The organism is Streptomyces sp. NPDC096132, from assembly GCF_044763345.1.
Lineage (GTDB): Bacteria > Actinomycetota > Actinomycetes > Streptomycetales > Streptomycetaceae > Streptomyces.
Genome location: NZ_JBIWGA010000035.1, coordinates 66,106 through 87,549, shown reverse-complemented (window position 1 = coordinate 87,549; position 21,444 = coordinate 66,106). Strand labels below are relative to the sequence as shown.

Sequence of the window (21,444 nt, the reverse complement as noted above, 5' to 3'; positions counted from 1 at the left end):
CCCGCCGGCCGCCCGGGGGGCCCCCCCTGGGCCGGGGGCCGGGCGGGGCCCCCGTGGGGGCGACGGGGGGGGGGGGGGGCGGTGTGGGGCTCCCCCGCCCGGGCCCCCGCCGCCCGTTGTCGTCCTGCTGCCCGCTAGCGGCGATCGGCGTCCAGCGGCTCGAGATCCCCGTCCAGGTCCTCGTCCTCGAGGTCGTCGAGGTCCTCGAGGTCGGTCGTGAGATCCTCGGCGCCGTCGTCGGGGTCGTCCTCGTCGTCCTCGTCCTCGTCGAGGTCGTCGAACACCGCGCTCACGTCGAACCGGCAGACCACCCGCTGCGGGTCGGCCTGCTCGAACGGCGTCTCCAGCCATTCACCCGGCTCGGCCGGTTCGTCCGCGGCCAGCACCCACAGCGTGGAGTCGCCCTCCTCCAGGCCGAACTCCTTGTGCCGGGAGGCGATCTCGTCCGGTTCGAACTCGCCGAACAGGATGCCGAGGGCTCCGTGCACGGTGCCCGCGCTCTCGCCGGCCTCGTCGTCCGCCGCCTCGATCCGCTGGGCCTGCGCGAGGAGGCGCTGCGGCTCCGCGACGGCGTAGTCACGGCGGATCAGCACGCTCAGCGCGTTCGGTTCCTCGGGGCCCGTGTACGGCGGCAGGGAGTCCTCCGCGCCGGGGATCTCGAAGGGCGTGACCTCGTCGTAGCGGTCGTAGAGCAGTTCGTCGTACACCTCGGCCGCCGCGGCCAGCTCGTTGAAGGCCTCGTAGACGGCCGGGTCGTCCTCCCCCGTCCTGCGTTCGACCGCCGCCAGGTGGCGGTCGAGCGCGGTCTTGACCGCCTCGGCGGCGGCGCGTACCTCGGCAGCGGTGGGCTGCGCAGCATCAGACATAGTGCAGACGCTATCCGTACGAGGCCCCAGCCCGCACAATAGATGCGATGCCGGAATACGAATTTGTCGACGTGTACGTACCGCGCGGGGTCTCCCGCAAGGAGGCGACACGTCTGCTGACCGACCATGCCGAGTACGGACACTGGGAGTTGCACCGCCTCAGCCTGATGCGTGACGGCAGCCGCAGGGTGCGGTTGCGCCGGCGGATCATCCGCCAGGTGCGTGCCACGTGGTGAGGTGAGTGACATGGACGGAGCGGGCCCCGCCGAGGCGGGGCCCGCTCCGTTGTGCGGCACCGTGGGGTGTCACATGGAGGCGCGCGCCTTGCGGTAGATCAGCGCGCCCGCGAGCAGCGCGCCCGCGCCGGCCGGCAGGGCGAGGCCGATCGGCAGCTCGCTGCCGGTCTCCGCGAGCTGCGCGCCACTGGCGACGGAGCCGCCGGCGGGCTGCTGGAGGTTCGCGGCCCGGGCCGGCGTCCTGTGACCCGGGGTGGCCGGCACGGCCTCGGGCCCGGACGGGGTGGAGCGGTCCTGGTCGGCCGGCTTGCCGGGGGTCTGGTGGCCCGGCTTGCCCGGCGTCTCGTGGCCGCGGGTCGGAGGCGTGCCGTGGTCGTGGCCGCCGCCGTTGTCGCAGTCGTTGCCGTACGACGGGTTGAGGATCCCGACGACGTCGATGCCGTTGCCGCACACGTTCACGGGCACGTCGATCGGTGCCTGGACGTGGTTGCCGGAACCGACGCCGGGCGAGCCGCCGGTGTGTCCGCCCGCGTGCGCGCCCCCGGAGCCCGTGTGGATGCCGGAGCCGCCGTAGCCGCCGTTGTAGCCGCCTCCGTGGCCTCCGTTGTGGCCACCGGCGTGGCTGCCGCTGTTCCCTCCGCCGTGCTTGCCGCCCCCGTGGCCGCCGCCGTGCTTGCCGCCGCCGTACCCCTGGTCGTCGCCGTAGCCGCCCGGTGCGCGGTGGCCGCCGCCCTTGTTGGCACAGGAGTTGCCGAACGACGGGTTGAGGAGCCCGACGATGTCGATGGTGTTGCCGCACACGTTGACCGGGATGTTCACCGGCGCCTGCACCGTGTTGCCGGACGCGATGCCGGGCGAGTCGGTGGCGGAACCGCTCGCGCCCGAGTCGGCGTGGGCGTAGCCGCCTGCGGCGGCGATCACCCCCGTGGCCGCCGCCACGGTCATGAGGCTTTTGCGGGTGACCTGTCGCATTGCTGTTTCCCTGCTTTCGATCTCGTCCTCGACCTGAATTCCCGCATCATTCCAGTTTTCCGGGACTTTCGGGCCGTTCGAATTCTTCGGCCATTCCTTCGGAAAAGACCGGTCGGCCCCGGAGCGCATGGCGTGCGCTCCGGGGCCGACGGTGTGGACGACCCCTCAGCGGGTCGACGTCACTTGTTGATGCAGACGTTGCCGAAGGCGGGGTTCAGCAGCCCGATCACCGAGATCGTGTTGCCGCAGACGTTCACCGGGACGTGCACCGGAACCTGGATCACGTTGCCGGACACGACACCCGGGGAGTGCACCGCGGCACCCTGGGCACCGGCGTCGGCGACGGCCAGGCCCGCGCCCGCGAGAACCAGCCCACCAGTGGCAGCCGCAGCAGCGACGACCTTCTTGATCATTATTCCTCCTTGTTGGCAAAAGCGATCCCCATCAGCGGATCGCATCACCAGTAACGAGGGGGAATTAATGAGGCTACGCGCTTATCGGCGCATTCACCCTTCCCAGTCACGCCCGTACAGGCGCACGATTTCCCGGGCCCCGTGAAATCTCGTTTCAGCGGGACAATTCAGACCTCGTTCAGGACGCGTCGATGAACCGGTCGAGCACCCGCACCCCGAACTTCAGCCCGTCCACCGGCACCCGCTCGTCGACACCGTGGAACATGCCGGCGAAGTCCAGCTCCGGGGGCAGCTTCAGCGGGGCGAAGCCGAAGCCGCGGATGCCGAGGTCGTCGAAGGACTTGGCGTCGGTGCCGCCGGAGAGCATGTAGGGGACCGCCTTCGCGGTCGGGTCCTCGGCGAGCAGCGCCGACTGCATGGCCTCGACGAGCGCCCCGTCGAAGGACGTCTCCAGGGCCTTGTCGGAGTGCACGTCCTCGCGGCGCACCTTGGGGCCGAGGATCCGGTCGAGGTCGGCGAGGAACTCCTCCTCGTGTCCCGGCAGGAAGCGGCCGTCGACATGCGCGGTGGCCTCGCCCGGGATGACGTTGACCTTGTAGCCGGCGCCGAGCTGGGTGGGGTTGGCGGTGTTGCTCAGGGTCGCGCCGATGAGCTTGGCGATGCCGCCGAGCCTGGCGAGGGTGGACTGCATGTCCTCCGGGTCCAGTTCGGTGCCGAGCGCGTCGCCGAGCTCGTCGAGGAAGGCCCGGGTCGTCTTGGTCACCCGTACGGGGAAGGTGTGCCGGCCGAGCCGGGCGACGGCCTCGGACAGCTCGGTGATCGCGTTGTCCCGGTGGACCATCGAGCCGTGCCCGGCGGTGCCGGCGACGGTCAGCTTCATCCAGTGCATGCCCTTCTCGGCCGTCTGGATGAGGTAGAGCCGACGCTCCTCGCTCACGGTGAACGAGAACCCGCCGACCTCGCTGATCGCCTCGGTGACGCCCTCGAAGAGGTCACGGTGGTGGTCGACGAGGTGGCGGGCGCCGTACAGGCCGCCGGCCTCCTCGTCGGCCAGGAACGCGAGGACGATGTCCCGCGGCGGCTTGCGCCCGGAACGCATCCGGTCACGGACGACCGCCAGGGTCATCGCGTCCATGTCCTTCATGTCGACCGCGCCCCGGCCCCAGACGCACCCGTCCGCGACCTCTCCGGAGAAGGGGTGGTGGGTCCAGTCGGCCGCGTTGGCCGGGACGACGTCGGTGTGGCCGTGGATGAGCAGGGCGGGCCGGGACGGGTCCTCGCCCTCGATGCGGGCCACCGTGGAGGCGCGCCCCGGGTGCGATTCGAAGATCTGGGGCTCGAGGCCCACCTCGGCGAGCTTCTCGGCGACCCACTCGGCCGCCTTGCGCTCACCCGGACCCGAGTGGTCGCCGTAGTTGCTGGTGTCGATCCGGATCAGGTCACGGCAGAGGTCCACGACCTCGTCCTCGCCGGTGACGCTCCTGGCCGTGTCGCTCACGCTGCTTCCTCCCGCTGTCGCCGCTGACGGCCACCGTCACTGCTGGTGGCCACCGTCACTGCTGGTGGTCCCCCTCATCCTCCCCCTCCCCGCAACCCCGGCCCAAGACCGGTCCCGGCCCGTCACACGCCGTTCACGCCGGCCGCGTGGTCCTGTCGGCCACCTGTGATCGGGCACCCCGCAAAGCCTGGTAATGTTTACGACGTCGCCGCGGGGGAAACCCCGCACGACAGACACCTTGTCCGGGTGGCGGAATGGCAGACGCGCTAGCTTGAGGTGCTAGTGCCCTTTATCGGGCGTGGGGGTTCAAGTCCCCCCTCGGACACTTGAGAAGAGTGAGGGTCTCGACCGCTGGTCGAGGCCCTCACTCGTTGTGTGTGGCCGATCTCTCTCCGGTCGAAGATCACGCAGGTCACCGCCCGCCTCCGGGGATCCCCGCGTCCCCCGGACGGCCTTCCCCGATGGCTGACAGAAAGGGGCGAGCCTAGCGTCGTACTAAAATTTCCGGCTTGTTACGGAGCCGGCCCGGACAACCCCAGGCAGACCTGCGGGCCCGCCGGCGCCCCGGAGGCTTCCGGGATCGAGACGCGAGGACCGATGGCAGCCATTCACGAGAGCAGTGCTCTCGGCCTGCTCGACGAAGAAATCCGCGTACAACTCGGTGACAGAGCCCGCTTCTCCGGTGGGCCCGCCGCCTCTCCGCGCACCCTTGTCGACATCTTCGACGCGTCGGTGCGGTCGCACCCCGACGAGCTCGCCCTGGACGACGGCAGCACACCCCTGACCTATCGCGCGCTCGCCGTGGAGGTGGAGCGGCTGCGGCGCCGGCTCGCCGCCGCCGGGGTGGGGCTCGGGGACCGGGTGGGGGTGCGGGTGCCGTCCGGCACCAACGATCTCTACGTGGCGATCCTGGCCGTTCTGGCCGCGGGTGCCGCCTATGTTCCCGTCGACGCCGAGGACCCCGACGAGCGGGCCGAGCTGGTGTTCGGGGAGGCGGACGTCCGGGCCGTGATCGGTGCCGGGCACGAGATCGCCGTGCACGGTGTGTCCGACGTCCGGGCCGCCCGGCCCGGGGTCGAGCACGACGCGTGGATCATCTTCACCTCCGGCTCTACCGGGAAGCCGAAGGGCGTCGCCGTCAGCCACCGCAGCGCCGCCGCCTTCGTGGACGCCGAGGCCGCGCTGTTCCTCGCCGAGGAGCCGATCGGGCCCGGTGACCGGGTGATGGCCGGACTGTCGGTGGCCTTCGACGCCTCCTGCGAGGAGATGTGGCTGGCCTGGCGGTACGGGGCGTGCCTCGTCCCGGTGCCCCGGTCGCAGGTCAGGAGCGGGGCCGATCTCGGGCCCTGGCTGGTCGAGCAGGAGATCACCGTCGTCTCCACGGTGCCGACGCTGGCCGCGCTCTGGGAGCCCGAGACCCTCAACGACGTCCGCCTGCTGATCTTCGGTGGTGAGGCCTGCCCGCCCGAGCTGGTGCAACGGCTGGTGACCGAGGGGCGGGAGGTCTGGAACACGTACGGGCCGACCGAGGCGACCGTGGTCGCCTGTGCCTCGCTGATGTCGGGCGAGGAGCCGGTCCGGATCGGGCTGCCGCTGCGCGGCTGGGAGCTGGCCGTCGTCGACGAGGCCGGTGAGCCCGTGCCGATGGGCGGGAGCGGCCAGCTGGTGATCGGCGGGGTGGGGCTCGCACGCTACCTCGACGCCGAGAAGGACGCGGAGAAGTACGCGCCGCTGGACTCGCTGGGCTGGGAGCGGGCGTACCGCAGCGGGGACCTGGTCAAGGCCGAGCCCGAGGGGCTGGTCTTCCTCGGGCGAGCCGACGAGCAGATCAAGCTCGGCGGGCGGCGCATCGAACTGGGCGAGGTGGACGCGGCGCTGCAGGCGCTGCCCAAGGTGGCGGGGGCGGCCGCGGCCGTACGGACCGCGCGCAGCGGCAACCAGCTGCTCGTCGGGTACGTCGTCACGCAGGACGGCTGGGACCGGGCCGAGGCCGTGGAGCGGCTGCGGGCCGCGCTGCCCGCCGCCCTGGTGCCGCTGCTCGCGCCGGTCGACGACCTGCCGACGCGTACGTCCGGCAAGGTCGACCGCAACGCCCTGCCGTGGCCGCTCGACGGTGTCGAGGTGCCCGCGGGCGAGGATCTGTACGGCACCGAGGCCTGGCTCGCCGAGCAGTGGGCGGAGGTGCTGGGCATCCCGGTGACCTCGGCGTCCGACGACTTCTTCGCGATCGGCGGCGGCAGTCTGGCCGCCGCCCAGCTCACGACCCGGCTGCGCACCCGCTACCCGAGCGCCGCGGTGCTCGACATCTACCAGCAGCCGGTGCTGCGCAAGCTGGCCCGTCGGCTGGAGGAGTCGGCGCACGACGACGGCGGCGGCCGTACGGTCGCGCCGGTCCCGAGGAAGGCGCAGTTCGTCCAGCTCCTGCTGCTCCTGCCCCTGTTCACCCTGCTCGGGCTGCGCTGGACGGTCGTGCTGGCCGCGGTGGGCAATCTGCTGCCCGGGTACGGCTGGCTGCCGACCGCGTCCTGGTGGCTGGTGGCCGCCGGGGCCCTGCTGTTCTTCAGTCCGCCCGGGCGGATCGCCCTCGCGGCGGGCGGGGCGCGGCTGCTGCTGCGGGGTGTGAGGCCCGGCCGGTACCGGCGGGGCGGGTCGGTGCATGTGCGGCTGTGGGCGGCCGAGCGGCTGGCCGAGTTCAGCGGGGCGACTTCGCTGACCGGGTCCTGGCTGGAGCGGTACGCCCGTGCGCTGGGGGCGAAGGTCGGTCAGGACGTCGACCTGCACTCGCTGCCGCCGGTCACCGGTCTGCTGAAGCTGGGCCGGGGTGCGGCCGTGGAGTCCGAGGTGGACCTGTCCGGGTACTGGCTGGACGGGGACCGGCTGGAGATCGGCACGGTCAAGGTGGGCGCGCATGCCGTCGTCGGCACGCGCAGCATGCTCTTCCCCGGCGCCCGGGTCGGCAAGCGCGCCGAGGTGGCGCCCGGCTCGGCGGTCAGCGGGCAGATCCCGACGGGGCAGCGGTGGGCGGGCGCGCCCGCGGTGAAGCTCGGCAAGGCGAAGCGGAACTGGCCCAAGGAGCGGCCGCAGCGCGGCACGTACTGGCGGGTCATGTACGGCCTGACCGGCGTCGCGCTGAACCTGCTGCCGGTGGCGGCGGCCGGGGCCGCGCTCCTCGTGGCCCGCGTCCTCGTCACCCCGGGCCTCGGGCTGGGCGGGGCGCTGCGCGGGGCGGCGCTGGCGCTGGTCCCGGCGACGCTGGCCTACGGGCTGGCGTACGCGCTGCTGCTCCTGGTCGCCGTACGGCTGCTCAGCCTGGGGCTGCGGGAGGGCACGCATCCGACGCACGGCCGGGTCGGCTGGCAGGCCTGGACGGTCACCCAGCTGATGGACCGCTCCCGCGAGACCCTGTTCCCGCTGTACGCCGGGCTGGTCACGCCGGTGTGGCTGCGGCTGCTCGGGATGCGGATCGGCCGGGGCGCCGAGGTGTCGACCGTGCTCGCCCTGCCCAGCCTGACCACGGTCGGCGAGGGCGCGTTCCTGGCCGACGACACGCTGACCGCGCCGTACGAACTGGGTGGCGGCTGGCTGCGGATCGGGCGCGCGGAGATCGGGCGGCGGGCGTTCCTCGGGAACTCGGGGATGACCGCGCCGGGCCGGAGCGTGCCGGACGGCGGTCTGGTCGGGGTGCTGTCGGCGACGCCGAAGAAGGCGAAGAAGGGCAGCTCCTATCTGGGCCTGCCGCCGGTGAAGCTGCCGCGCAGCTCCGCGGACGGCGACCAGAGCCGTACGTACGACCCGCCGGCGCGGCTGCTGTGGGCGCGCGGGCTGGTGGAGCTGTGCCGGATCGTGCCGGTGTTCTGCTCGGCGGCGCTGGCGGTGCTGACGGTGGCCGCGCTGTGTGCGCTGGGGGTGTGGGCGCCGCTGCTCGGCGGGCTGGTGCTGCTCGGTGCGGGTGTGGCGGGCTGTCTGCTGTCGGTGGTCGCGAAGTGGCTGCTGGTGGGGCGGCACCGCAGCGGGGAGCATCCGCTGTGGAGTTCCTTCGTGTGGCGCAACGAGCTGGCGGACACGTTCGTCGAGGTGGTGGCCGTGCCGTGGCTGGCGGGCGCGGTGCCCGGTACGCCGGTGATGACGGCGTGGCTGCGGGGGCTCGGGGCGCGGATCGGGCGGGGTGCGTGGGTGGAGAGCTACTGGCTGCCCGAGGCGGACCTGGTCACACTGGAGGACGGGACCACGGTCAACCGCGGGTGCGTGCTCCAGACTCACCTCTTCCACGACCGGATCTTGCGGACGGATACTGTGGTCCTCCGTGAGGGCGCCACGCTGGGCCCTGGCGGGATCGTGCTGCCCGGCAGCACGATCGGGGCCCGTACGACCCTGGGTCCCGCGTCGCTCGTCATGGCCGCGGAGTCCGTCCCGGACGACACCCGCTGGCTCGGCAACCCGATCGAGGCATGGCGTCCCTGAGCGCGGGCCACTCGGTGACTGCGGGCGGCGCACCGGTCGGTGGTTCTTCGAGTACGGCGCAGGGAGCGGACGCGGAAGTGGCAGTGCAGCAGTCAGTGGGCCCGGACTCGTATTTCCCGGGCAACGGCGATCCCCGGTACCGGGTGCATCGCTACGAACTCATGCTGGACTACCGTCCCGGCCCGAACCGGCTGTCGGGGACGGCCCGGATCAACGCGATCGCGGGGCGCGCGCCGCTGACCGAATTCCAGTTGAACCTGGCCGACTTCAGGATCGGGCGGGTGCGGGTGGACGGCCGGCAGCCGCACTACACGCATCGGGGCGGCAAGCTGCGCGTCCGCCCCGCCAAGGCGCTGCGGGCGGGGGCGGCCTTCACGGTGGAGGTGCACTGGTCGGGCAATCCCAAGCCGGTGTCCAGCCCCTGGGGCGGGATCGGCTGGGAGGAGCTGGCGGACGGCGCCCTGGTCGCGAGCCAGCCGGTCGGGGCGCCCTCGTGGTACCCGTGCAACGACCGCCCGGCCGACAAGGCGTCGTACCTGATCTCGGTCACGACCCCGTCGGCGTACGCGGTGGTGGCGGGCGGCCGGCTGCTGACCCGTACCACGAAGGCGTCGACGACGACCTGGGTGTACGAGCAGTCGGCGCCGACGTCGAGCTATCTGGTCGGGATGTCGATCGGTAAGTACCAGACGGTGCTGCTGGGCGATCCGGGGCTCGGCGGGGTGCCGATGCACGGGCACATACCCGCGCACCTGCTGCCGAAGTTCTCCCGGGACTTCGCGCGGCAGCCGGGGATGATGGATCTGTTCCAACAGCTCTTCGGGCCCTATCCGTTCGACGAGTACGCGGTCGTGGTCACCGACGAGGAGCTCGATGTGCCCGTCGAGGCCCAGGGGTTGTCGCTGTTCGGCGCCAACCACGTGGACGGGGCGCGGGGTTCGGAGCGGCTGGTGGCGCATGAGCTGGCGCACCAGTGGTTCGGCAACAGCGTGTCCATCGCCGACTGGCGGCACATCTGGCTCAACGAGGGGTTCGCGAAGTACGCGGAATGGCTGTGGTCGGAGCGGTCGGGCGGGCGCGGCGCGCAGCAACTCGCCGCTGTCGCACACCGTTTGCTCTCCTCCCTCCCACAGGATCTGAAGCTGGCCGACCCCGGCCGCAAGTCGATGTTCGACGACCGGCTGTACGAGCGCGGCGGGCTCGCCGTGCACGCGGTGCGCTGCGCCCTGGGCGACGACGCGTTCTTCCGGATGCTGCGCGCCTGGCTCGGGCTGCACCGGGGTGGCGCGGTGACGACGCCCATGTTCACGGCCCATGCCGCACGGTTCACGTCCGAGCCGCTCGACGAGCTGTTCGACGCGTGGCTGCACCAGGGGGCGCTGCCGCCGCTGCCGATGGCCGAGACCCGCGCGACGGCCTAGCACAATGGCGGCCATGACCACGCGTTCCTGCCCGTGCGGGCTGCCCCAGGCGTACGAGGCCTGCTGCGGCCGCTACCACCGTGGCCCCGCCGCCGCGCCCACCGCCGAAGCGCTGATGCGTTCGCGCTACACGGCCTTCGTGAAGGGCGAGGTGGGGTATCTGACGCGGACCTGGCATCCGCGGACGCGGCCGGCGCGGCTCGAGCTGGATCCGGGGATGCGGTGGACGGGGCTGGAGATCCTCGCGACGAAGGACGGATCCGCGTTCCACACGACGGGGACGGTGGAGTTCCGGGCGTCCTTCCGGGGCGGCTCGCTGCACGAGGTGAGCCGGTTCGAGCGGGTGGACGGGGCGTGGGTGTACGTGGACGGGGACTTCCCGGACTGACCTAGGGCCTGTCGTTTGGATCAGGCCGCAGGAAAGCAGCGGTGTCCTCTCGGCCGAGCCGAGCGGGGTCTGGTGCGTGCAGCTGCAAGGCGGAGGAGGGCGTCGACGCGGAGCGTCGGCAACCGACGACAACGCGGCAGATGCGCGTGCCAGACCCCGCGTCTGCGGCGTGATCCAAACGACGGGCCCTAGGGGGCCAGGACGTCCAGTTCCTGGAGGGCGCCGGCGGTGATCTCGCGGGTGAGGTGTTCGGCGCGGGGGGCGTCGCCCTCGCGGATCGCCTCCGCGAGCTTGACGTGGAGGGTGACGGCGGCCGGGTCGGGGTCCTCGAACATGACCTCGTGGTGGGTGCGGCCGGTGAGGACCTCGGCCACGACGTCGCCGAGGCGGGCGAACATCTCGTTGCCGGAGGCGGCGAGGATCACGCGGTGGAAGGCGATGTCGTGGAAGAGGTAGCCCTCCAGTTTGTGACCGCGTGAGTGGGCCACCATGCCGAGCGCGCACTCGGTCAGCTCGGCGCACTGCTCGGCCGTGGCGTTGCGGGCCGCCAGGCCGGCCGCGACCGGCTCGATCGCCGAGCGCAGGACGGTGAGCGAGCGCAGCTGGTGCGGGCGGTCGGCGCCGGCCAGCCGCCAGCGGATGACCTGGGGGTCGTAGACGTTCCACTCGGCCTTGGGGCGGACCGTCACGCCCACGCGGCGGCGGGACTCGACCAGGTGCATGGATTCCAGGACGCGGACCGCCTCGCGCATCACGGACCGTGAGACGTCGAAGCGCTGGGCCAGTTCGTCGGTCCGCAGCACACTGCCCGGCGGGTACTCGCCCGCGGTGATGGCGGGGCCCAGGGTGTCCAGTACATGGCCGTGCAGACCCCGGCCCGGAGTGGTCATGCACTCAGCGTACGGGGTGGATCACAGCCTCAAAAAGTCAGACTTATTTGTCACAGACTCTTGAATTCGTCGTACCTAATCGGTTTCAGTGTCGTCGACATCAGGTGTCGTCGGAAGACGGCTTCAGGGACAACGGCTTCGGAAGACTGCGAGGCAGCGATGCAGACCCCCCACGTCGTCGCGGTGATGGGCGTCGCCGGCACGGGCAAGACCACGATCGGTCCGCTGCTCGCGGCCCGGCTGGGCGTTCCGTACGCCGAGGGCGACGACTTCCACCCGCAGGCCAACATCGCCAAGATGTCGGCCGGCACCCCGCTCGACGACGCGGACAGGTGGCCGTGGCTGGACGCCATCGGTGCCTGGGCGCACGGGCGGGCCGGGCTGGGTGGGGTGGTCAGCTGCTCGGCGCTGAAGCGGTCGTACCGGGACCGGCTCAGGGCCACTGCCCCGGGGCTCGTGTTCGTGCACCTCGCGGGCGACCGCGCGCTGATCGAGGACCGGATGGCGCACCGGCGGGGTCACTTCATGCCGACCGCGCTGCTGGACTCCCAGTTCGCCACGCTGCAGCCGCTCCAGCCGGACGAGGCGGGAGTCGTCGTCGACGTCTCCGGCACGCCCGAGGAGATCACCGAGCGGGCCGCGCAGGCACTCGCCGGGCTCTCCGACACCCGCCTGTAACCACTTCCCTCCCCCTCCACCACAACTCCAAGGGACCCCCGTGACCAGACTCAGCGCAGAGATGCTGGCAGCGGACACCGCCGAGCCCATCACCTCGGCCGGCCACGCTCAGCTGGGCATCGCCGTGCTGGCGGGCATCGCCGTCATCGTCCTGCTCATCACCCGGTTCAAGCTCCACGCCTTCCTGGCGCTGACCATCGGCTCGCTCGCGCTCGGCGCGTTCGCCGGGGCGCCGCTGGACAAGGTCATCACCAGTTTCACCACCGGGCTCGGTGCCACGGTCGCCAGTGTGGGCGTGCTGATCGCGCTCGGCGCGATCCTCGGCCGGATGCTCGCGGACTCCGGCGGCGCCGACCAGATCGTCGACACGATCCTCGCCAAGGCGGGCGGGCGTTCGATGCCGTGGGCGATGGTGCTGATCGCCTCGGTGATCGGTCTGCCGCTGTTCTTCGAGGTCGGCGTGGTGCTGCTGATCCCCGTGGTGCTGATGGTGGCGAAGCGGGGCAACTACTCGCTCATGCGGATCGGCATCCCGGCACTGGCCGGTCTGTCCGTGATGCACGGGCTGGTGCCTCCGCACCCCGGGCCGCTGGTCGCGATCGACGCGGTCGGCGCCAACCTGGGCGTCACGCTGGCGCTCGGTGTGCTCGTCGCGATCCCCACGGTCGTGATCGCGGGGCCGGTGTTCTCCCGGTTCGCCGCGCGCTGGGTGGACGTCCCGGCTCCCGAGCGCATGCTGCCTCAGCGGCCCTCGGAGGAGCTGGAGAAGCGGCCCGGCTTCGGCGCCACGCTCGCCACCATCCTGCTGCCCGTCGTGCTGATGCTGACCAAGGCACTGGTCGACATCGTCGTGGACGACCCCACGCACACCGTGCAGCGCGTCTTCGACGTCATCGGCTCCCCGCTGATCGCGCTGCTCGCGGCCGTCCTGGTCGGCATCTTCACACTGGGCAGGCCCGCCGGGTTCTCGAAGGAGCGGATATCGGGCGTGGTCGAGACGGGGCTCGCGCCTATCGCCGGCATCCTGCTGATCGTCGGCGCGGGCGGCGGCTTCAAGCAGACCCTGATCGACAGCGGGGTCGGTCGGATGGTCCTGGACATCTCGAAGGACTGGTCGATCCCGGCACTGCTGCTGGCCTGGCTGATCGCGGTCGCGATCCGGCTCGCGACCGGTTCGGCGACCGTGGCGACGATCTCCGCGGCCGGTCTGGTCGCCCCGCTGGCAGCCGACATGTCGACGACCCACACGGCCCTGCTCGTCCTGGCCATCGGCTCCGGCTCGCTCTTCTTCAGCCATGTCAACGACGCCGGCTTCTGGCTGACCAAGGAGTACTTCGGCCTCAGCGTCGGCCAGAACATCAAGACCTGGTCGGTCATGGAGACGATCATCTCGGTGGTCGCGGGCGGGCTGGTGCTGCTGCTCTCACTCGTCCTGTAGGGGGTTCCGCCGGGCGGTGCGGGCAGCCCATGATGAGCCCTGGGGGCGACGACTGGGGGGACGTCATGGCCGTATCACTGGGGACGCGTGTGTCGGCGCTGCTCTTCGTGGGAGCGGTGGCCGTGGCCACGGCGGCGGTGACGGAGGGCGGTGCCGCGTCGCGCGGCGGTGGGAACACGAACGTGTCCGGCGGGACCGCGCAGGGCTCGGGCGAGTCCGTCTCCGGCGGTGCCGTCGGGGAGACCCCGGCGGACTCGCCGTCGCCGTGGCCCAGTGTGCTGGGGTCCGGGGGCGTGGAGGCGGGCACAAGCGCCGGCTCCGGCGCCCCGCCGAGTCCCGACGGCTCCCCCACGTCCGCGCCGAGCGCGAGTACGGCGCCCCCGGTGACCGGTCCCGCCTGGCTGCCGCCCGGCCCCGCCTCGCCCGACACCGACCACCGGCCCGCCCCGGACAGCGTGTACGACCTGCTCCGCACACCGTCCCGGTGCCGGGACGCCCTCGGGCTGATCCCCCGTACGTCCGTCGGCGACGACTGGAAGGTACTGCGCGGGCTGGCCCACGCCTGTCTCGCCGCGCAGGGCCGCGACGGCGGCGGCTGGGCGGCGGCGGAACGCGACCACGCGGCGCTCGCGGGGCCGCTGAACACCTGCAAGGGGCGGGCGGCCCAGCGGGTGCTGGCCGGTCTGCTCGCCTTCCACCGGTCCCGGCCCTCGGCCACCGCCCGGCTGACGGACGCCCCGGCCGCCGCCCCCGCCTGCGCCTATGCCGTCACCGCGGTCGACGTGGGCGGCGACGGCGAGGCCCGGCCCGGCGACTCGATCCGGATCGAGCTGCGCGGCACCTACTTCGACCAGGCCGAGCTGCTGCGGGAGGGGACGGTGCTGGTCGGCGGCCGACAGGTGGACGGGCCGCCGCGGGCCCTCTCCCGGTCGGGGGACGGACTGGTGCTGGCGGCCGTGGTCCCGGATCTCGGCACGGGATCCGGGACGACGTCCGCGGGGGTGACGGTGAGCGTGCGGTACGCGACGACGGAGGCGGTGAAGGAGGACGCGTTCCGGGTCGTCGGGCCGGAGGTGAGCGCGCCGACGCAGACACCGGGGGCATCCGAGGGACCCGGCGGGACCGGCGGAACCGGCGTCGGCGGAAACGGTTCGCCCGGCTCGCCGGGCGCCCTCAGCGGAGCCCGCCCGGTCGGCCGGCTCGGCGGAGCGACCCACTCCGACACCGGCATCGGCACCGCCACCGCCACCGCCACCGCAGCGGCAGAGCCGGGGGCGGCACCCGCGCCGCGCTTCCCCGTCCGGCGGCGGTGAGCCGGCTCAGCGCCGCCAGAGCGGATGCTCCCGCTCCGCCCACTCCCGGCTCACGGATCCGGTGCGCATCCCCCGGCGGGCCTCCGGATCGCCGAGCGCCATGCCGATGTGGCCGGCGAGGACGACACCGATGGTCAGGGCCAGCCAGTCGTGGACGAAGGTCGCGCTGGTACGCCACATGATCGGGGTGAGGTGGGTGAACCACATGATCAGGCCGGTGCCCAGCATCACCAGGGTCGCGCCGGCGATCCAGGCCGCGTAGATCTTCTGCCCGGCGTTGAACTTGGCCGCCGGACGCGACGCGCGCCGCTTGTCCCGGCGCAGGGCGGCGCGCAGCCAGCGGCGGTCGTGCGGGCCGAACCGGTTGAGGTGTCCGAGGTCGGCACGGAACGCGCGGGAGGCCAGACCGGCCAGCACGGGCACCGGGAGGAGCACACCCGCGATCTCGTGGACCCGGACCACCAGTTCACGGCGCCCGACGAGTTGCGCGAACTCGGGGACGTACAGGAAGGAGGCCGTCACCACGCAGACGCCCATGAGCAGGGCGGTGGTGCGGTGGATCCACCGTTCGGCGCGGGTGAAGCGGGGGATCCCGGTCGCCGGGGGTGCCTCAGCTCGTAGGCTCATCGTCCCGCCCGTTCGACTTGCCGACCCAGGCGTCGACGTCGTAGCCCCGGTTCTCCCAGTAGCCGGGCCGCACGTCCTCGGTGACGGTGATGCCGGAGAGCCACTTGGCGGACTTGTAGAAGTACATGGGGGCCACGTAGAGGCGCACCGGGCCGCCGTGGTCGTGGCCGAGGTCCTTGTCCTGCATGCGCAGGGCGACCAGGACGTCGGCGCGGCGGGCCTGGTCGAGGGTGAGGCTCTCGGTGTAGGTGCCGTCGAAGCAGGTGAAACGGAGGGCACCGGCCTTGGCCTTGACGCCGGAGGCGTCCAGGAGGGTGGAGAGCCGTACGCCCTCGAAGGGCGTGTCGGGGACCCGCCAGCCGGTGACGCACTGGACGTCCTTGACCATACGGGTCTGCGGCATGGCCCTGAGCTGGGCGAGGGTGTAGGTCGCGGGGCGGTCGACCAGGCCGTCGACGGTGAGACGGTAGTTCGTGGCGTTCTTGTGCGGGACGGAGGAGGCCACGGAGTAGTAGCGGAAGCCGCCGCCGTTGGGGAGCAGTCCGGTCAGGCCGGTGGGGTCCTTGTCGGCGGCGCTGCCGAGGAAGGCCTCCAGGCCGCGCTGGAGCGGGGGCGCGGCGACGACACCCAGGGCGCCGAGGGCGAGGGTGCCGAGGAAGACACGGCGGCCGACGGGGGTGCCGCGTTCCTCGGGTGCTTCGGAATTCACGTATCCATTCGAACACCCGGGGGACGGGCGGGGCCAGGTTTCCCGGCAGCCGTCAGACTTCCGTCATCACTTCTTACCCGGCTCTCAGACCGTGGGCGCGGTTCTCAGGCCGAGGGCGGCGGCGCGGGCCGTGCGGAAGGCCGGGGCGGGGTCGCGGTCCGGGTACGACCAGGGCCTGGACGTGACGTGTTCGCCGATGTGCTGGAACAGGGCGGCCGCCTCGGCGCTGCGGCCCTCGTGGACCTTGGCGTGGGCGAGGAAGTTCAGGTCGATCAGGCGGCGGGGGTGGCCGTCGCACTCCCACTCCAGCCACCAGTCGAAGGCCGCCTTCATCACGTCCCGGGCCCGCGCGTCGCGCCAGTGTCCCGAGGCGGCCGGGTCGACCGGTTCGAAGCCGTGGGCGGCCAGGACGCGGTAGCGCTCGGCGTGCGCGACGACCGGGAGGATGGCGAGCGGGGAGTCGGCGGGTGCCTGCTCGGCGGCCCAGGCGGCGAAGTCGTACACCTCGTGCAGCGGGTCCGGGCCGGCGGCGGCGCGGCGCTCGGCGAGCCGGGCGACCATCAGGTGGTGCGCGTGGTGGTGGTCGCGGTGACGGGCCCGGATCTCCTCGAAGATCCGCACGGCCTCGGTGTCGCCGTCGCGGCCCCCGCTCCCGTCGCGTTCCAGCATGAGCAGGCCCAGCCAGGGCGTCGGGTCCGCGGGGGCGAGTGCGGCGGCGGTGCGGCAGGACTGGCGGGCGACGGCCGGGTCCTCCTTGCCGCGCAGGGCACGGCGGACCTGGGCGAGGGCGTGCAGGACGCGTCCGTCGGCGCAGTCGGGTGCGGCGAGCAGCCAGTCGTGGGCCCAGGCGGCGGCGTACGGTTCGAGGGCGAGGACCGCGACGCGGTGGGCGCGGCGGTCCCAGTCCTCGCCCGTGTGGGCGAGCAGGGAGCGGGCGGCCTGCCAGCGGCCCTGGGACAACGCGGCTCGGGCGGCACCCAGTTCGGTGTCGTCGAGGGCCGGGTCGGGGGTCCGGGCGGCGGCGCGTCCGCGGCCGCTCCCGGAGAGTGGGGGTGGGGGCACCGCGGGACTTCCTCATCCTCCTCGGTGACGGCTCTGACATCGGCCCGCGATCGGCCGATCACGCACAGCAAAGCCTCAGCCAAGGCCCGCGTCAAGGGCCGGGGGAATGTGACAGGTGTCAACTACCGTGGAGCGCAAGGAACTTGAGAACGACCCGCCGCTGGTGAGGCGTCCCGCGAGCGGCCCGTGACCAGGTCGATGTGGCGTACGCCATGGCGCGGCGCGGCGGCAGCGCACACCATGGCCGTACGGTCCGCCGCGCCCTCCGGCTCCGTCCGCCGGGTGCCCGCGACCGAGTCAACCGCCCGGTTTCCGGGTAGTCCCGGCCGCATCCGGGTACTCCCGGAAGCAGATTTCCGGGCACTCCCAGGGCGCACCGGGCGTTGGGAGGCTACAGTCGGCCACACCGCACCCGTCCGTGGTCCGACCGGATGATCGAGGTACGCAGCGTGTCGGTTCTGGTTCTTGTTCTCGCCGTGAGCGCCGCCTGCTGCCTGGGCTTCGGGTTCGTGCTCCAGCAGAACGCCGCCCAGAAGGCACCACTCGGCGACTTCCTGTCGCCCCGGCTGCTGCTCGACCTGATCAAGGTGCCGCGCTGGCTGGGCGGTATCGGTCTGATGGTGGCCGGCATGGTGCTGGGCGCGATCGCCCTCGGTCAGGGCGAGATCTCCCTGGTCGAACCGCTGCTCGCCACGAACCTCCTCTTCGCGCTCGCCCTCTCCCGGCATCAGACGAAACAGCCGCTGGGCCGCCAGGGCTGGGCGGGCCTCGCGCTCCTCGCGGGCGGCGTGACCGCGTTCATCGTTGCGGGTGAGCCGCGCGGCGGGTCCGCGATCACCGATCCGCTGCGGCACTGGCTGATCATCGGCGTGATGGTCGGCACGGCCCTGCTGCTCACCACGTACGCCAAACGCTCCCGGCTCAGCTCGGGCCCGGTCCTGCTCTCCCTCGCGGCCGGCCTGCTCTACGGCGTGCAGGACGCCCTGACCCGGGTGAGCGGCCAGCGCTTCTCCGCGGGCGGCCTCGGCGAGCTGTTCACCGGTTGGCAGCCGTACGCCGTGCTGGCCCTCGGTGTGACCGGGCTGGTGCTGGTGCAGAGCGCCTTCGAGACGGCGCCGCTGCGCATGTCCCTGCCCGCGCTGACCGCGGCCCAGCCGCTCGCCGGGATCATCTGCGGCGTGGGCTTCCTCGGCGACCGGCTGCGCACCGACACCGGCGCGCTGGCCTGGGAGGCGGCGGGCCTCGCGGCGGTCGTCGCGGGCATCGTCCTGCTCGGACTGCACCCGGCGATGCCCAGTGGCACCGCACCGCGCGAGCGGGTCCCGAACCTCGAGCCGCAGTCGTCCCGCTGACGGTCCGCGTCGCGGGCGCGCCTGCTGACTGTCTGCCTCGTGGGCGCGCTGTCGACTGTCTGCGCCGTGGGCGAGCTGTTGACTGTTTGCGCCGTGGCGCGCCTGCTTGGATGGGCCCATGAGCGCTGCTGACGAGATCCTCGACATCGTCGACGAGAACGACCAGGTCATCGGACAGTTCCCGCGCGGGCAGGCGTACGCCGAGGGGATGCGTCACCGCTGTGTGTTCATCCAGGCCAGGGACGCCGAGGGCCGGCTCTTCGTCCATCGCCGCACCCCGACCAAGCTGGTCTTCCCCTCCCTGTACGACATGTTCGTCGGCGGGGTGGTCGGCGCGGGCGAGGGCTACGACGACGCGGCCCTGCGCGAGGCCGAGGAGGAGCTGGGCGTGAGCGGACTGCCCCGCCCGGAGTTCCTCTTCAAGTTCCTCTACGACGACGGCGCCGGCCAGAGCTGGTGGTCGGCGGTGTACGAGGTCCGCTGCGACCTGCCGGTCAGTCCGCAGGTCGAGGAGGTGGCCTGGCACGACTTCCTGCCCGAGGAGGAGGTCGAGCGGCGGCTGCCCGAGTGGGAGTGGGTGCCGGACGGGTTGGCGGCCTACGAGCGGCTCAGGGAGTACCGGGCGGCAGGGTGAGCAGTACCCGGGTCACCGGCGGGAGGGCGCCTCGGACGCCGCTCAGCGGGCTCCTGCCCGGTGTGTCCCAGTACGGGCTCTCCCAGTAGGGGTGGTCCAGGAACCGCTCCGCGGCGTCGGGTGCCGCCTCCGGGTCGACGCCCACGGCGACCAACGCGGCGGATATCCGCTCCAGCGCCTCCTCGACCGGGGTGTCCGCGTCACCGTAGGCGGGGAGCAGCAGGAGCAGCCGTCGGTCCGGGTCGAGGACTCCCTCGAGGCCCGGCGGTGCGGAGCCGGCGACGGCGAGCAGGTCCGGCCAGGACAGGCCCGGGCCGCAGAAGTGGCCCTCGATCGATGCCAGACGCTCCACACGGGGGAGGTCCGGGCCGGTCAGCAGGTAGTCCACGCCGGCGTCGTCCGGGAAGTTGCGGTGCACCACCCACACCACCCGGTCGTCCGGGAGCGGTATCCGGTACGCGGGCCACACCTCCGTCGCCTCGTGGAGCGCCTCCAGTGCCGCGTCCACGTCGGCGGCGTCCGCGCCGAAGGGCTCGGGGTCGTACGCGAAGTCCCCCCAGACGGGGCCGAAGTACGCCGGCCAGAATCCGGGCAGGTCGAGCTGGTGCTCGGCGCGAGCGATGCCGTGTCCGGGCATCGCGTACCCGGCCAGTGCCGTGGGGACCTCCATGCCCGAAACCGTATCCGGCACCACTGACAACGCCCCCTCGGCGGGCGCCGGGTAGGGTCCTGCGCGTGATCGAGTTCGTACGGAACGTCCGGTTGTGGTTCGCGCCCGAGCAGGTGCGGGAGGAGGGCAGGACACCGGACTACCGGTTCTCGCTGGCCAACGAGCGCACGTTCCTGGCCTGGCTGCGCACCGCGCTCGCGCTGATCGGCGGGGGCTTCGCGGTGGACCAGTTCCTGCCGGACCTGCGCTGGGGCTGGCGGGTGGGTCTCGCGCTGGCGCTGCTCGCGGCGGGCGTGCTGTGCTCGCTGCGCGCGGTGAACCACTGGATGCGCTGCGAGCGGGCCATGCGCCGGGGCGAGGACCTGCCGGCGTCCCGCTTCCCGGCCCTGCTGAGCGTGGTGGTCGCGCTGGTGGCCGTGGCGATGGTCGTGGTGGTGCTGCTCGGATGGGCCGGATGAGCGAGGCACCGGCGTCGGCCGACCGGGATCCCGGGCTTCAGCCCGAGCGGACCCGGCTGGCCTGGCGGCGGACGACCCTGTCGGGCACCGTCGCCACGGTGCTCGCGATGAAGACCGCGCTGCACGGCGGCCCGTCCGCCGCCGGGATCGTCGCCTGCGCCCTGTGCGTCGGCCTCTGGCTGGCCTTCCTGCTGCTGGCCCACCGCAGGATCCGGGCCCTGACCGCCGCCCCCGCCCCCGCGGCGCTCGCCCCGCGGTACGCCACCGCGGCGGTGCTGTACGCGGTGGCGACGGCGGTGTGCGCGGCGGCGCTGGTGGTCTAGTCACTCGGAGCAGGCCTGATCCGAAAGACAGGCCCTCAGTTTTAGACCTAGGTCTCCTCGTCGGACCAGTCCACCGTCACCACGATCTTGCCGCGGGTGCGGCCCTCCTGGTTCAGCCGGTAGGCGTCCACCGCGCGCTCCAGGGGGAACGTCTCGGAGACGTTCACGGAGACCACGCCCTGCTCGGTCAGTTCCGCCAGCCGGGTGAGGTCCTCGGTGTCGGGCCGTACGAAGAAATAGCTGCCGCCGTAGCCGACGACGTCGCCGTCGGCGATCGAGACCAGGCGGCCCTCCGGGGCGAGCAGTTGGGCGGAGACCTTCAGCGTGTCGCCGCCGATGGTGTCGAAGACGGCGTCCACGCCCTCGGGGGCCAGTCCGCGCACCCGTTCGGAGAGCCCTTCGCCGTAGGTCACCGGCTCGCCGCCCAGCGAGCGGACGAAGTCGTGGTTGGTCTCGCTCGCCGTGCCGATCACCCGCGCGCCGAGGTGGCGGGCGAGCTGCACGGCGATCGAGCCGACGCCGCCCGCGGCCGCGTGCACGAGGAGCGTCTCGCCCCGTTTGACCCGCAGGGCCTTGGTGAGCACCTGGTAGGCGGTGAGGCCCACGAGCGGCAGCCCGGCCGCCTCCTCCCAGCTGAGGTTGCGCGGCTTGCGGGCGAGGGTGCGCACGGGGGCGGCGACGTACTCGGCGAAGGTGCCGCGGGAGAGGAAGTCCTCCCGGACGTAGCCGATGACCTCGTCGCCGACGGCGTACTCGGTGACGGCCACTCCGGGCTGGACGACGACTCCCGCGACGTCCCAGCCCGGGATCACGGGGAAGACGGCGTCGAGGACGCTGTCCAGGTAGCCCTCGCGTGCCTTCCAGTCGACGGGGTTGACGGCCGCCGCGCGGACCTTGACCAGCACCGAGTCGGGGCCGACCTTGGGGTCGCGCACCTCGCCGAACTCGAGCACGTCCGGGCCGCCGTACCGGCTGTAGCTGATGGCCTTCATGTCACCGACCCTCCGGGGTACGCGCACGCCACGCAACCGGGGT

At 72.6% G+C, this 21,444-nt stretch carries 21 protein-coding genes and 1 tRNA gene; 12 read left to right on the top strand and 10 right to left on the bottom strand.

What is annotated here, in order from left to right; genetic code table 11:
• Positions 1-134: 134 nt before the first annotated feature.
• Positions 135-866 (bottom strand): hypothetical protein, encoded by a 732-nt coding sequence (locus tag ACIRF9_RS45875; RefSeq protein WP_403835588.1) that lies wholly within the window; start codon positions 864-866, stop codon positions 135-137.
• Positions 867-913: 47 nt separating this feature from the next.
• Here ACIRF9_RS45875 and ACIRF9_RS45870 point away from each other — a divergent pair, with 47 nt between their 5' ends.
• Positions 914-1,102: a DUF5703 family protein gene (locus tag ACIRF9_RS45870; RefSeq protein ID WP_040896034.1), complete on the top strand. Its 189-nt coding sequence runs from the start codon at positions 914-916 to the stop codon at positions 1,100-1,102.
• A 69-nt stretch (positions 1,103-1,171) separates the two neighbouring features.
• Here ACIRF9_RS45870 and ACIRF9_RS45865 read toward each other — a convergent pair whose 3' ends face one another.
• The 3 genes from ACIRF9_RS45865 to ACIRF9_RS45855 all read right to left on the bottom strand — a co-directional run bounded on the left by ACIRF9_RS45865 (position 1,172) and on the right by ACIRF9_RS45855 (position 3,985).
• Positions 1,172-2,074, bottom strand: coding sequence for a chaplin (locus ACIRF9_RS45865; RefSeq protein ID WP_403835586.1), 903 nt, complete (start codon positions 2,072-2,074; stop codon positions 1,172-1,174).
• Between the two features lie 179 nt (positions 2,075-2,253).
• Positions 2,254-2,487 (bottom strand): chaplin ChpH, encoded by a 234-nt coding sequence (chpH, locus tag ACIRF9_RS45860; protein ID WP_133913519.1) that lies wholly within the window; start codon positions 2,485-2,487, stop codon positions 2,254-2,256.
• A gap of 178 nt (positions 2,488-2,665) precedes the next feature.
• The gene (locus ACIRF9_RS45855; RefSeq protein ID WP_403835583.1) at positions 2,666-3,985 is read right to left on the bottom strand and encodes a M20/M25/M40 family metallo-hydrolase; all 1,320 of its coding nucleotides are present in this window, start codon (positions 3,983-3,985) and stop codon (positions 2,666-2,668) included.
• Between the two features lie 240 nt (positions 3,986-4,225).
• On the opposite strand from ACIRF9_RS45855, the gene ACIRF9_RS45850 reads away from it, so the two are divergent.
• The 4 genes from ACIRF9_RS45850 to ACIRF9_RS45835 all read left to right on the top strand — a co-directional run bounded on the left by ACIRF9_RS45850 (position 4,226) and on the right by ACIRF9_RS45835 (position 10,255).
• Positions 4,226-4,310, top strand: a tRNA-Leu gene (locus tag ACIRF9_RS45850).
• A gap of 272 nt (positions 4,311-4,582) precedes the next feature.
• On the top strand, positions 4,583-8,446 hold the full coding sequence (locus ACIRF9_RS45845) for a Pls/PosA family non-ribosomal peptide synthetase (RefSeq protein WP_403835581.1): 3,864 nt from the start codon (positions 4,583-4,585) through the stop codon (positions 8,444-8,446).
• A gap of 77 nt (positions 8,447-8,523) precedes the next feature.
• On the top strand, positions 8,524-9,867 hold the full coding sequence (locus ACIRF9_RS45840; protein WP_403835579.1) for a M1 family metallopeptidase: 1,344 nt from the start codon (positions 8,524-8,526) through the stop codon (positions 9,865-9,867).
• 13 nt (positions 9,868-9,880) lie between these two features.
• Positions 9,881-10,255: a YchJ family protein gene (locus tag ACIRF9_RS45835; RefSeq protein ID WP_403835576.1), complete on the top strand. Its 375-nt coding sequence runs from the start codon at positions 9,881-9,883 to the stop codon at positions 10,253-10,255.
• A gap of 188 nt (positions 10,256-10,443) precedes the next feature.
• On the opposite strand, the gene ACIRF9_RS45830 is transcribed toward ACIRF9_RS45835, so the two are convergent.
• Positions 10,444-11,145, bottom strand: a complete 702-nt coding sequence (locus ACIRF9_RS45830; protein ID WP_403835574.1) for a FadR/GntR family transcriptional regulator — start codon at positions 11,143-11,145, stop codon at positions 10,444-10,446.
• Positions 11,146-11,304: 159 nt separating this feature from the next.
• Here ACIRF9_RS45830 and ACIRF9_RS45825 point away from each other — a divergent pair, with 159 nt between their 5' ends.
• The 3 genes from ACIRF9_RS45825 (at position 11,305) to ACIRF9_RS45815 (ending at position 14,574) form a co-directional block, all read left to right on the top strand.
• Positions 11,305-11,823 (top strand): gluconokinase, encoded by a 519-nt coding sequence (locus ACIRF9_RS45825; RefSeq protein ID WP_403835571.1) that lies wholly within the window; start codon positions 11,305-11,307, stop codon positions 11,821-11,823.
• A gap of 40 nt (positions 11,824-11,863) precedes the next feature.
• Positions 11,864-13,261 carry a gluconate:H+ symporter gene (locus ACIRF9_RS45820; protein WP_403835568.1) on the top strand — a complete coding sequence of 466 codons (1,398 nt, stop codon included), beginning with the start codon at positions 11,864-11,866 and terminating at the stop codon, positions 13,259-13,261.
• Positions 13,262-13,326: 65 nt separating this feature from the next.
• Entirely contained in the window at positions 13,327-14,574 is a 1,248-nt protein-coding gene (locus ACIRF9_RS45815; RefSeq protein ID WP_403835565.1) for a hypothetical protein, read from the top strand.
• A gap of 6 nt (positions 14,575-14,580) precedes the next feature.
• On the opposite strand, the gene ACIRF9_RS45810 is transcribed toward ACIRF9_RS45815, so the two are convergent.
• From ACIRF9_RS45810 to ACIRF9_RS45800, 3 genes are all read right to left on the bottom strand, one after another.
• On the bottom strand, positions 14,581-15,201 hold the full coding sequence (locus ACIRF9_RS45810; RefSeq protein WP_403835563.1) for a cytochrome b/b6 domain-containing protein: 621 nt from the start codon (positions 15,199-15,201) through the stop codon (positions 14,581-14,583).
• Positions 15,185-15,910: a molybdopterin-dependent oxidoreductase gene (locus tag ACIRF9_RS45805; RefSeq protein ID WP_403835560.1), complete on the bottom strand. Its 726-nt coding sequence runs from the start codon at positions 15,908-15,910 to the stop codon at positions 15,185-15,187. The genes ACIRF9_RS45810 and ACIRF9_RS45805 overlap by 17 nt, the downstream gene beginning before the upstream one ends.
• A gap of 84 nt (positions 15,911-15,994) precedes the next feature.
• Positions 15,995-16,972 (bottom strand): hypothetical protein, encoded by a 978-nt coding sequence (locus tag ACIRF9_RS45800; RefSeq protein WP_403835558.1) that lies wholly within the window; start codon positions 16,970-16,972, stop codon positions 15,995-15,997.
• Between the two features lie 449 nt (positions 16,973-17,421).
• On the opposite strand from ACIRF9_RS45800, the gene ACIRF9_RS45795 reads away from it, so the two are divergent.
• The gene (locus ACIRF9_RS45795) at positions 17,422-18,324 is read left to right on the top strand and encodes a DMT family transporter (RefSeq protein WP_403835555.1); all 903 of its coding nucleotides are present in this window, start codon (positions 17,422-17,424) and stop codon (positions 18,322-18,324) included.
• 118 nt (positions 18,325-18,442) lie between these two features.
• Positions 18,443-18,958 (top strand): NUDIX domain-containing protein, encoded by a 516-nt coding sequence (locus ACIRF9_RS45790; RefSeq protein ID WP_403835552.1) that lies wholly within the window; start codon positions 18,443-18,445, stop codon positions 18,956-18,958.
• Here ACIRF9_RS45790 and ACIRF9_RS45785 read toward each other — a convergent pair.
• On the bottom strand, positions 18,933-19,628 hold the full coding sequence (locus ACIRF9_RS45785) for a hypothetical protein (RefSeq protein WP_403835550.1): 696 nt from the start codon (positions 19,626-19,628) through the stop codon (positions 18,933-18,935). The two genes, ACIRF9_RS45790 and ACIRF9_RS45785, sit on opposite strands and share 26 nt — an antisense overlap.
• A 65-nt stretch (positions 19,629-19,693) precedes the next feature.
• Between ACIRF9_RS45785 and ACIRF9_RS45780 the strand changes: the two genes are divergently transcribed.
• Both ACIRF9_RS45780 and ACIRF9_RS45775 read left to right on the top strand, forming a co-directional pair.
• On the top strand, positions 19,694-20,086 hold the full coding sequence (locus tag ACIRF9_RS45780) for a YidH family protein (protein WP_403835548.1): 393 nt from the start codon (positions 19,694-19,696) through the stop codon (positions 20,084-20,086).
• Positions 20,083-20,409, top strand: a complete 327-nt coding sequence (locus ACIRF9_RS45775; RefSeq protein WP_403835545.1) for a DUF202 domain-containing protein — start codon at positions 20,083-20,085, stop codon at positions 20,407-20,409. The genes ACIRF9_RS45780 and ACIRF9_RS45775 overlap by 4 nt, the downstream gene beginning before the upstream one ends.
• A 47-nt stretch (positions 20,410-20,456) precedes the next feature.
• Here the strand turns inward: ACIRF9_RS45775 and ACIRF9_RS45770 are convergent, their stop codons facing one another.
• Entirely contained in the window at positions 20,457-21,401 is a 945-nt protein-coding gene (locus tag ACIRF9_RS45770) for an NADP-dependent oxidoreductase (protein WP_403835543.1), read from the bottom strand.
• Positions 21,402-21,444 lie beyond the last annotated feature (43 nt).

Excerpts from the sequence above, each read along its gene's own strand:
- ACIRF9_RS45810 (WP_403835563.1), bottom strand. The coding sequence starts at position 15,201 with ATGAGCCTACGAGCTGAGGCACCCCCGGCGACCGGGATCCCCCGCTTC.
- ACIRF9_RS45865 (WP_403835586.1), bottom strand. The coding sequence starts at position 2,074 with ATGCGACAGGTCACCCGCAAAAGCCTCATGACCGTGGCGGCGGCCACG.
- ACIRF9_RS45870 (WP_040896034.1), top strand. The coding sequence starts at position 914 with ATGCCGGAATACGAATTTGTCGACGTGTACGTACCGCGCGGGGTCTCC.
- chpH (WP_133913519.1), bottom strand. The coding sequence starts at position 2,487 with ATGATCAAGAAGGTCGTCGCTGCTGCGGCTGCCACTGGTGGGCTGGTT.
- ACIRF9_RS45825 (WP_403835571.1), top strand. The coding sequence starts at position 11,305 with ATGCAGACCCCCCACGTCGTCGCGGTGATGGGCGTCGCCGGCACGGGC.
- ACIRF9_RS45830 (WP_403835574.1), bottom strand. The coding sequence starts at position 11,145 with ATGACCACTCCGGGCCGGGGTCTGCACGGCCATGTACTGGACACCCTG.
- ACIRF9_RS45775 (WP_403835545.1), top strand. The coding sequence starts at position 20,083 with ATGAGCGAGGCACCGGCGTCGGCCGACCGGGATCCCGGGCTTCAGCCC.
- ACIRF9_RS45770 (WP_403835543.1), bottom strand. The coding sequence starts at position 21,401 with ATGAAGGCCATCAGCTACAGCCGGTACGGCGGCCCGGACGTGCTCGAG.
- ACIRF9_RS45875 (WP_403835588.1), bottom strand. The coding sequence starts at position 866 with ATGTCTGATGCTGCGCAGCCCACCGCTGCCGAGGTACGCGCCGCCGCC.
- ACIRF9_RS45815 (WP_403835565.1), top strand. The coding sequence starts at position 13,327 with ATGGCCGTATCACTGGGGACGCGTGTGTCGGCGCTGCTCTTCGTGGGA.
- ACIRF9_RS45790 (WP_403835552.1), top strand. The coding sequence starts at position 18,443 with ATGAGCGCTGCTGACGAGATCCTCGACATCGTCGACGAGAACGACCAG.
- ACIRF9_RS45845 (WP_403835581.1), top strand. The coding sequence starts at position 4,583 with ATGGCAGCCATTCACGAGAGCAGTGCTCTCGGCCTGCTCGACGAAGAA.
- ACIRF9_RS45835 (WP_403835576.1), top strand. The coding sequence starts at position 9,881 with ATGACCACGCGTTCCTGCCCGTGCGGGCTGCCCCAGGCGTACGAGGCC.
- ACIRF9_RS45785 (WP_403835550.1), bottom strand. The coding sequence starts at position 19,628 with ATGGAGGTCCCCACGGCACTGGCCGGGTACGCGATGCCCGGACACGGC.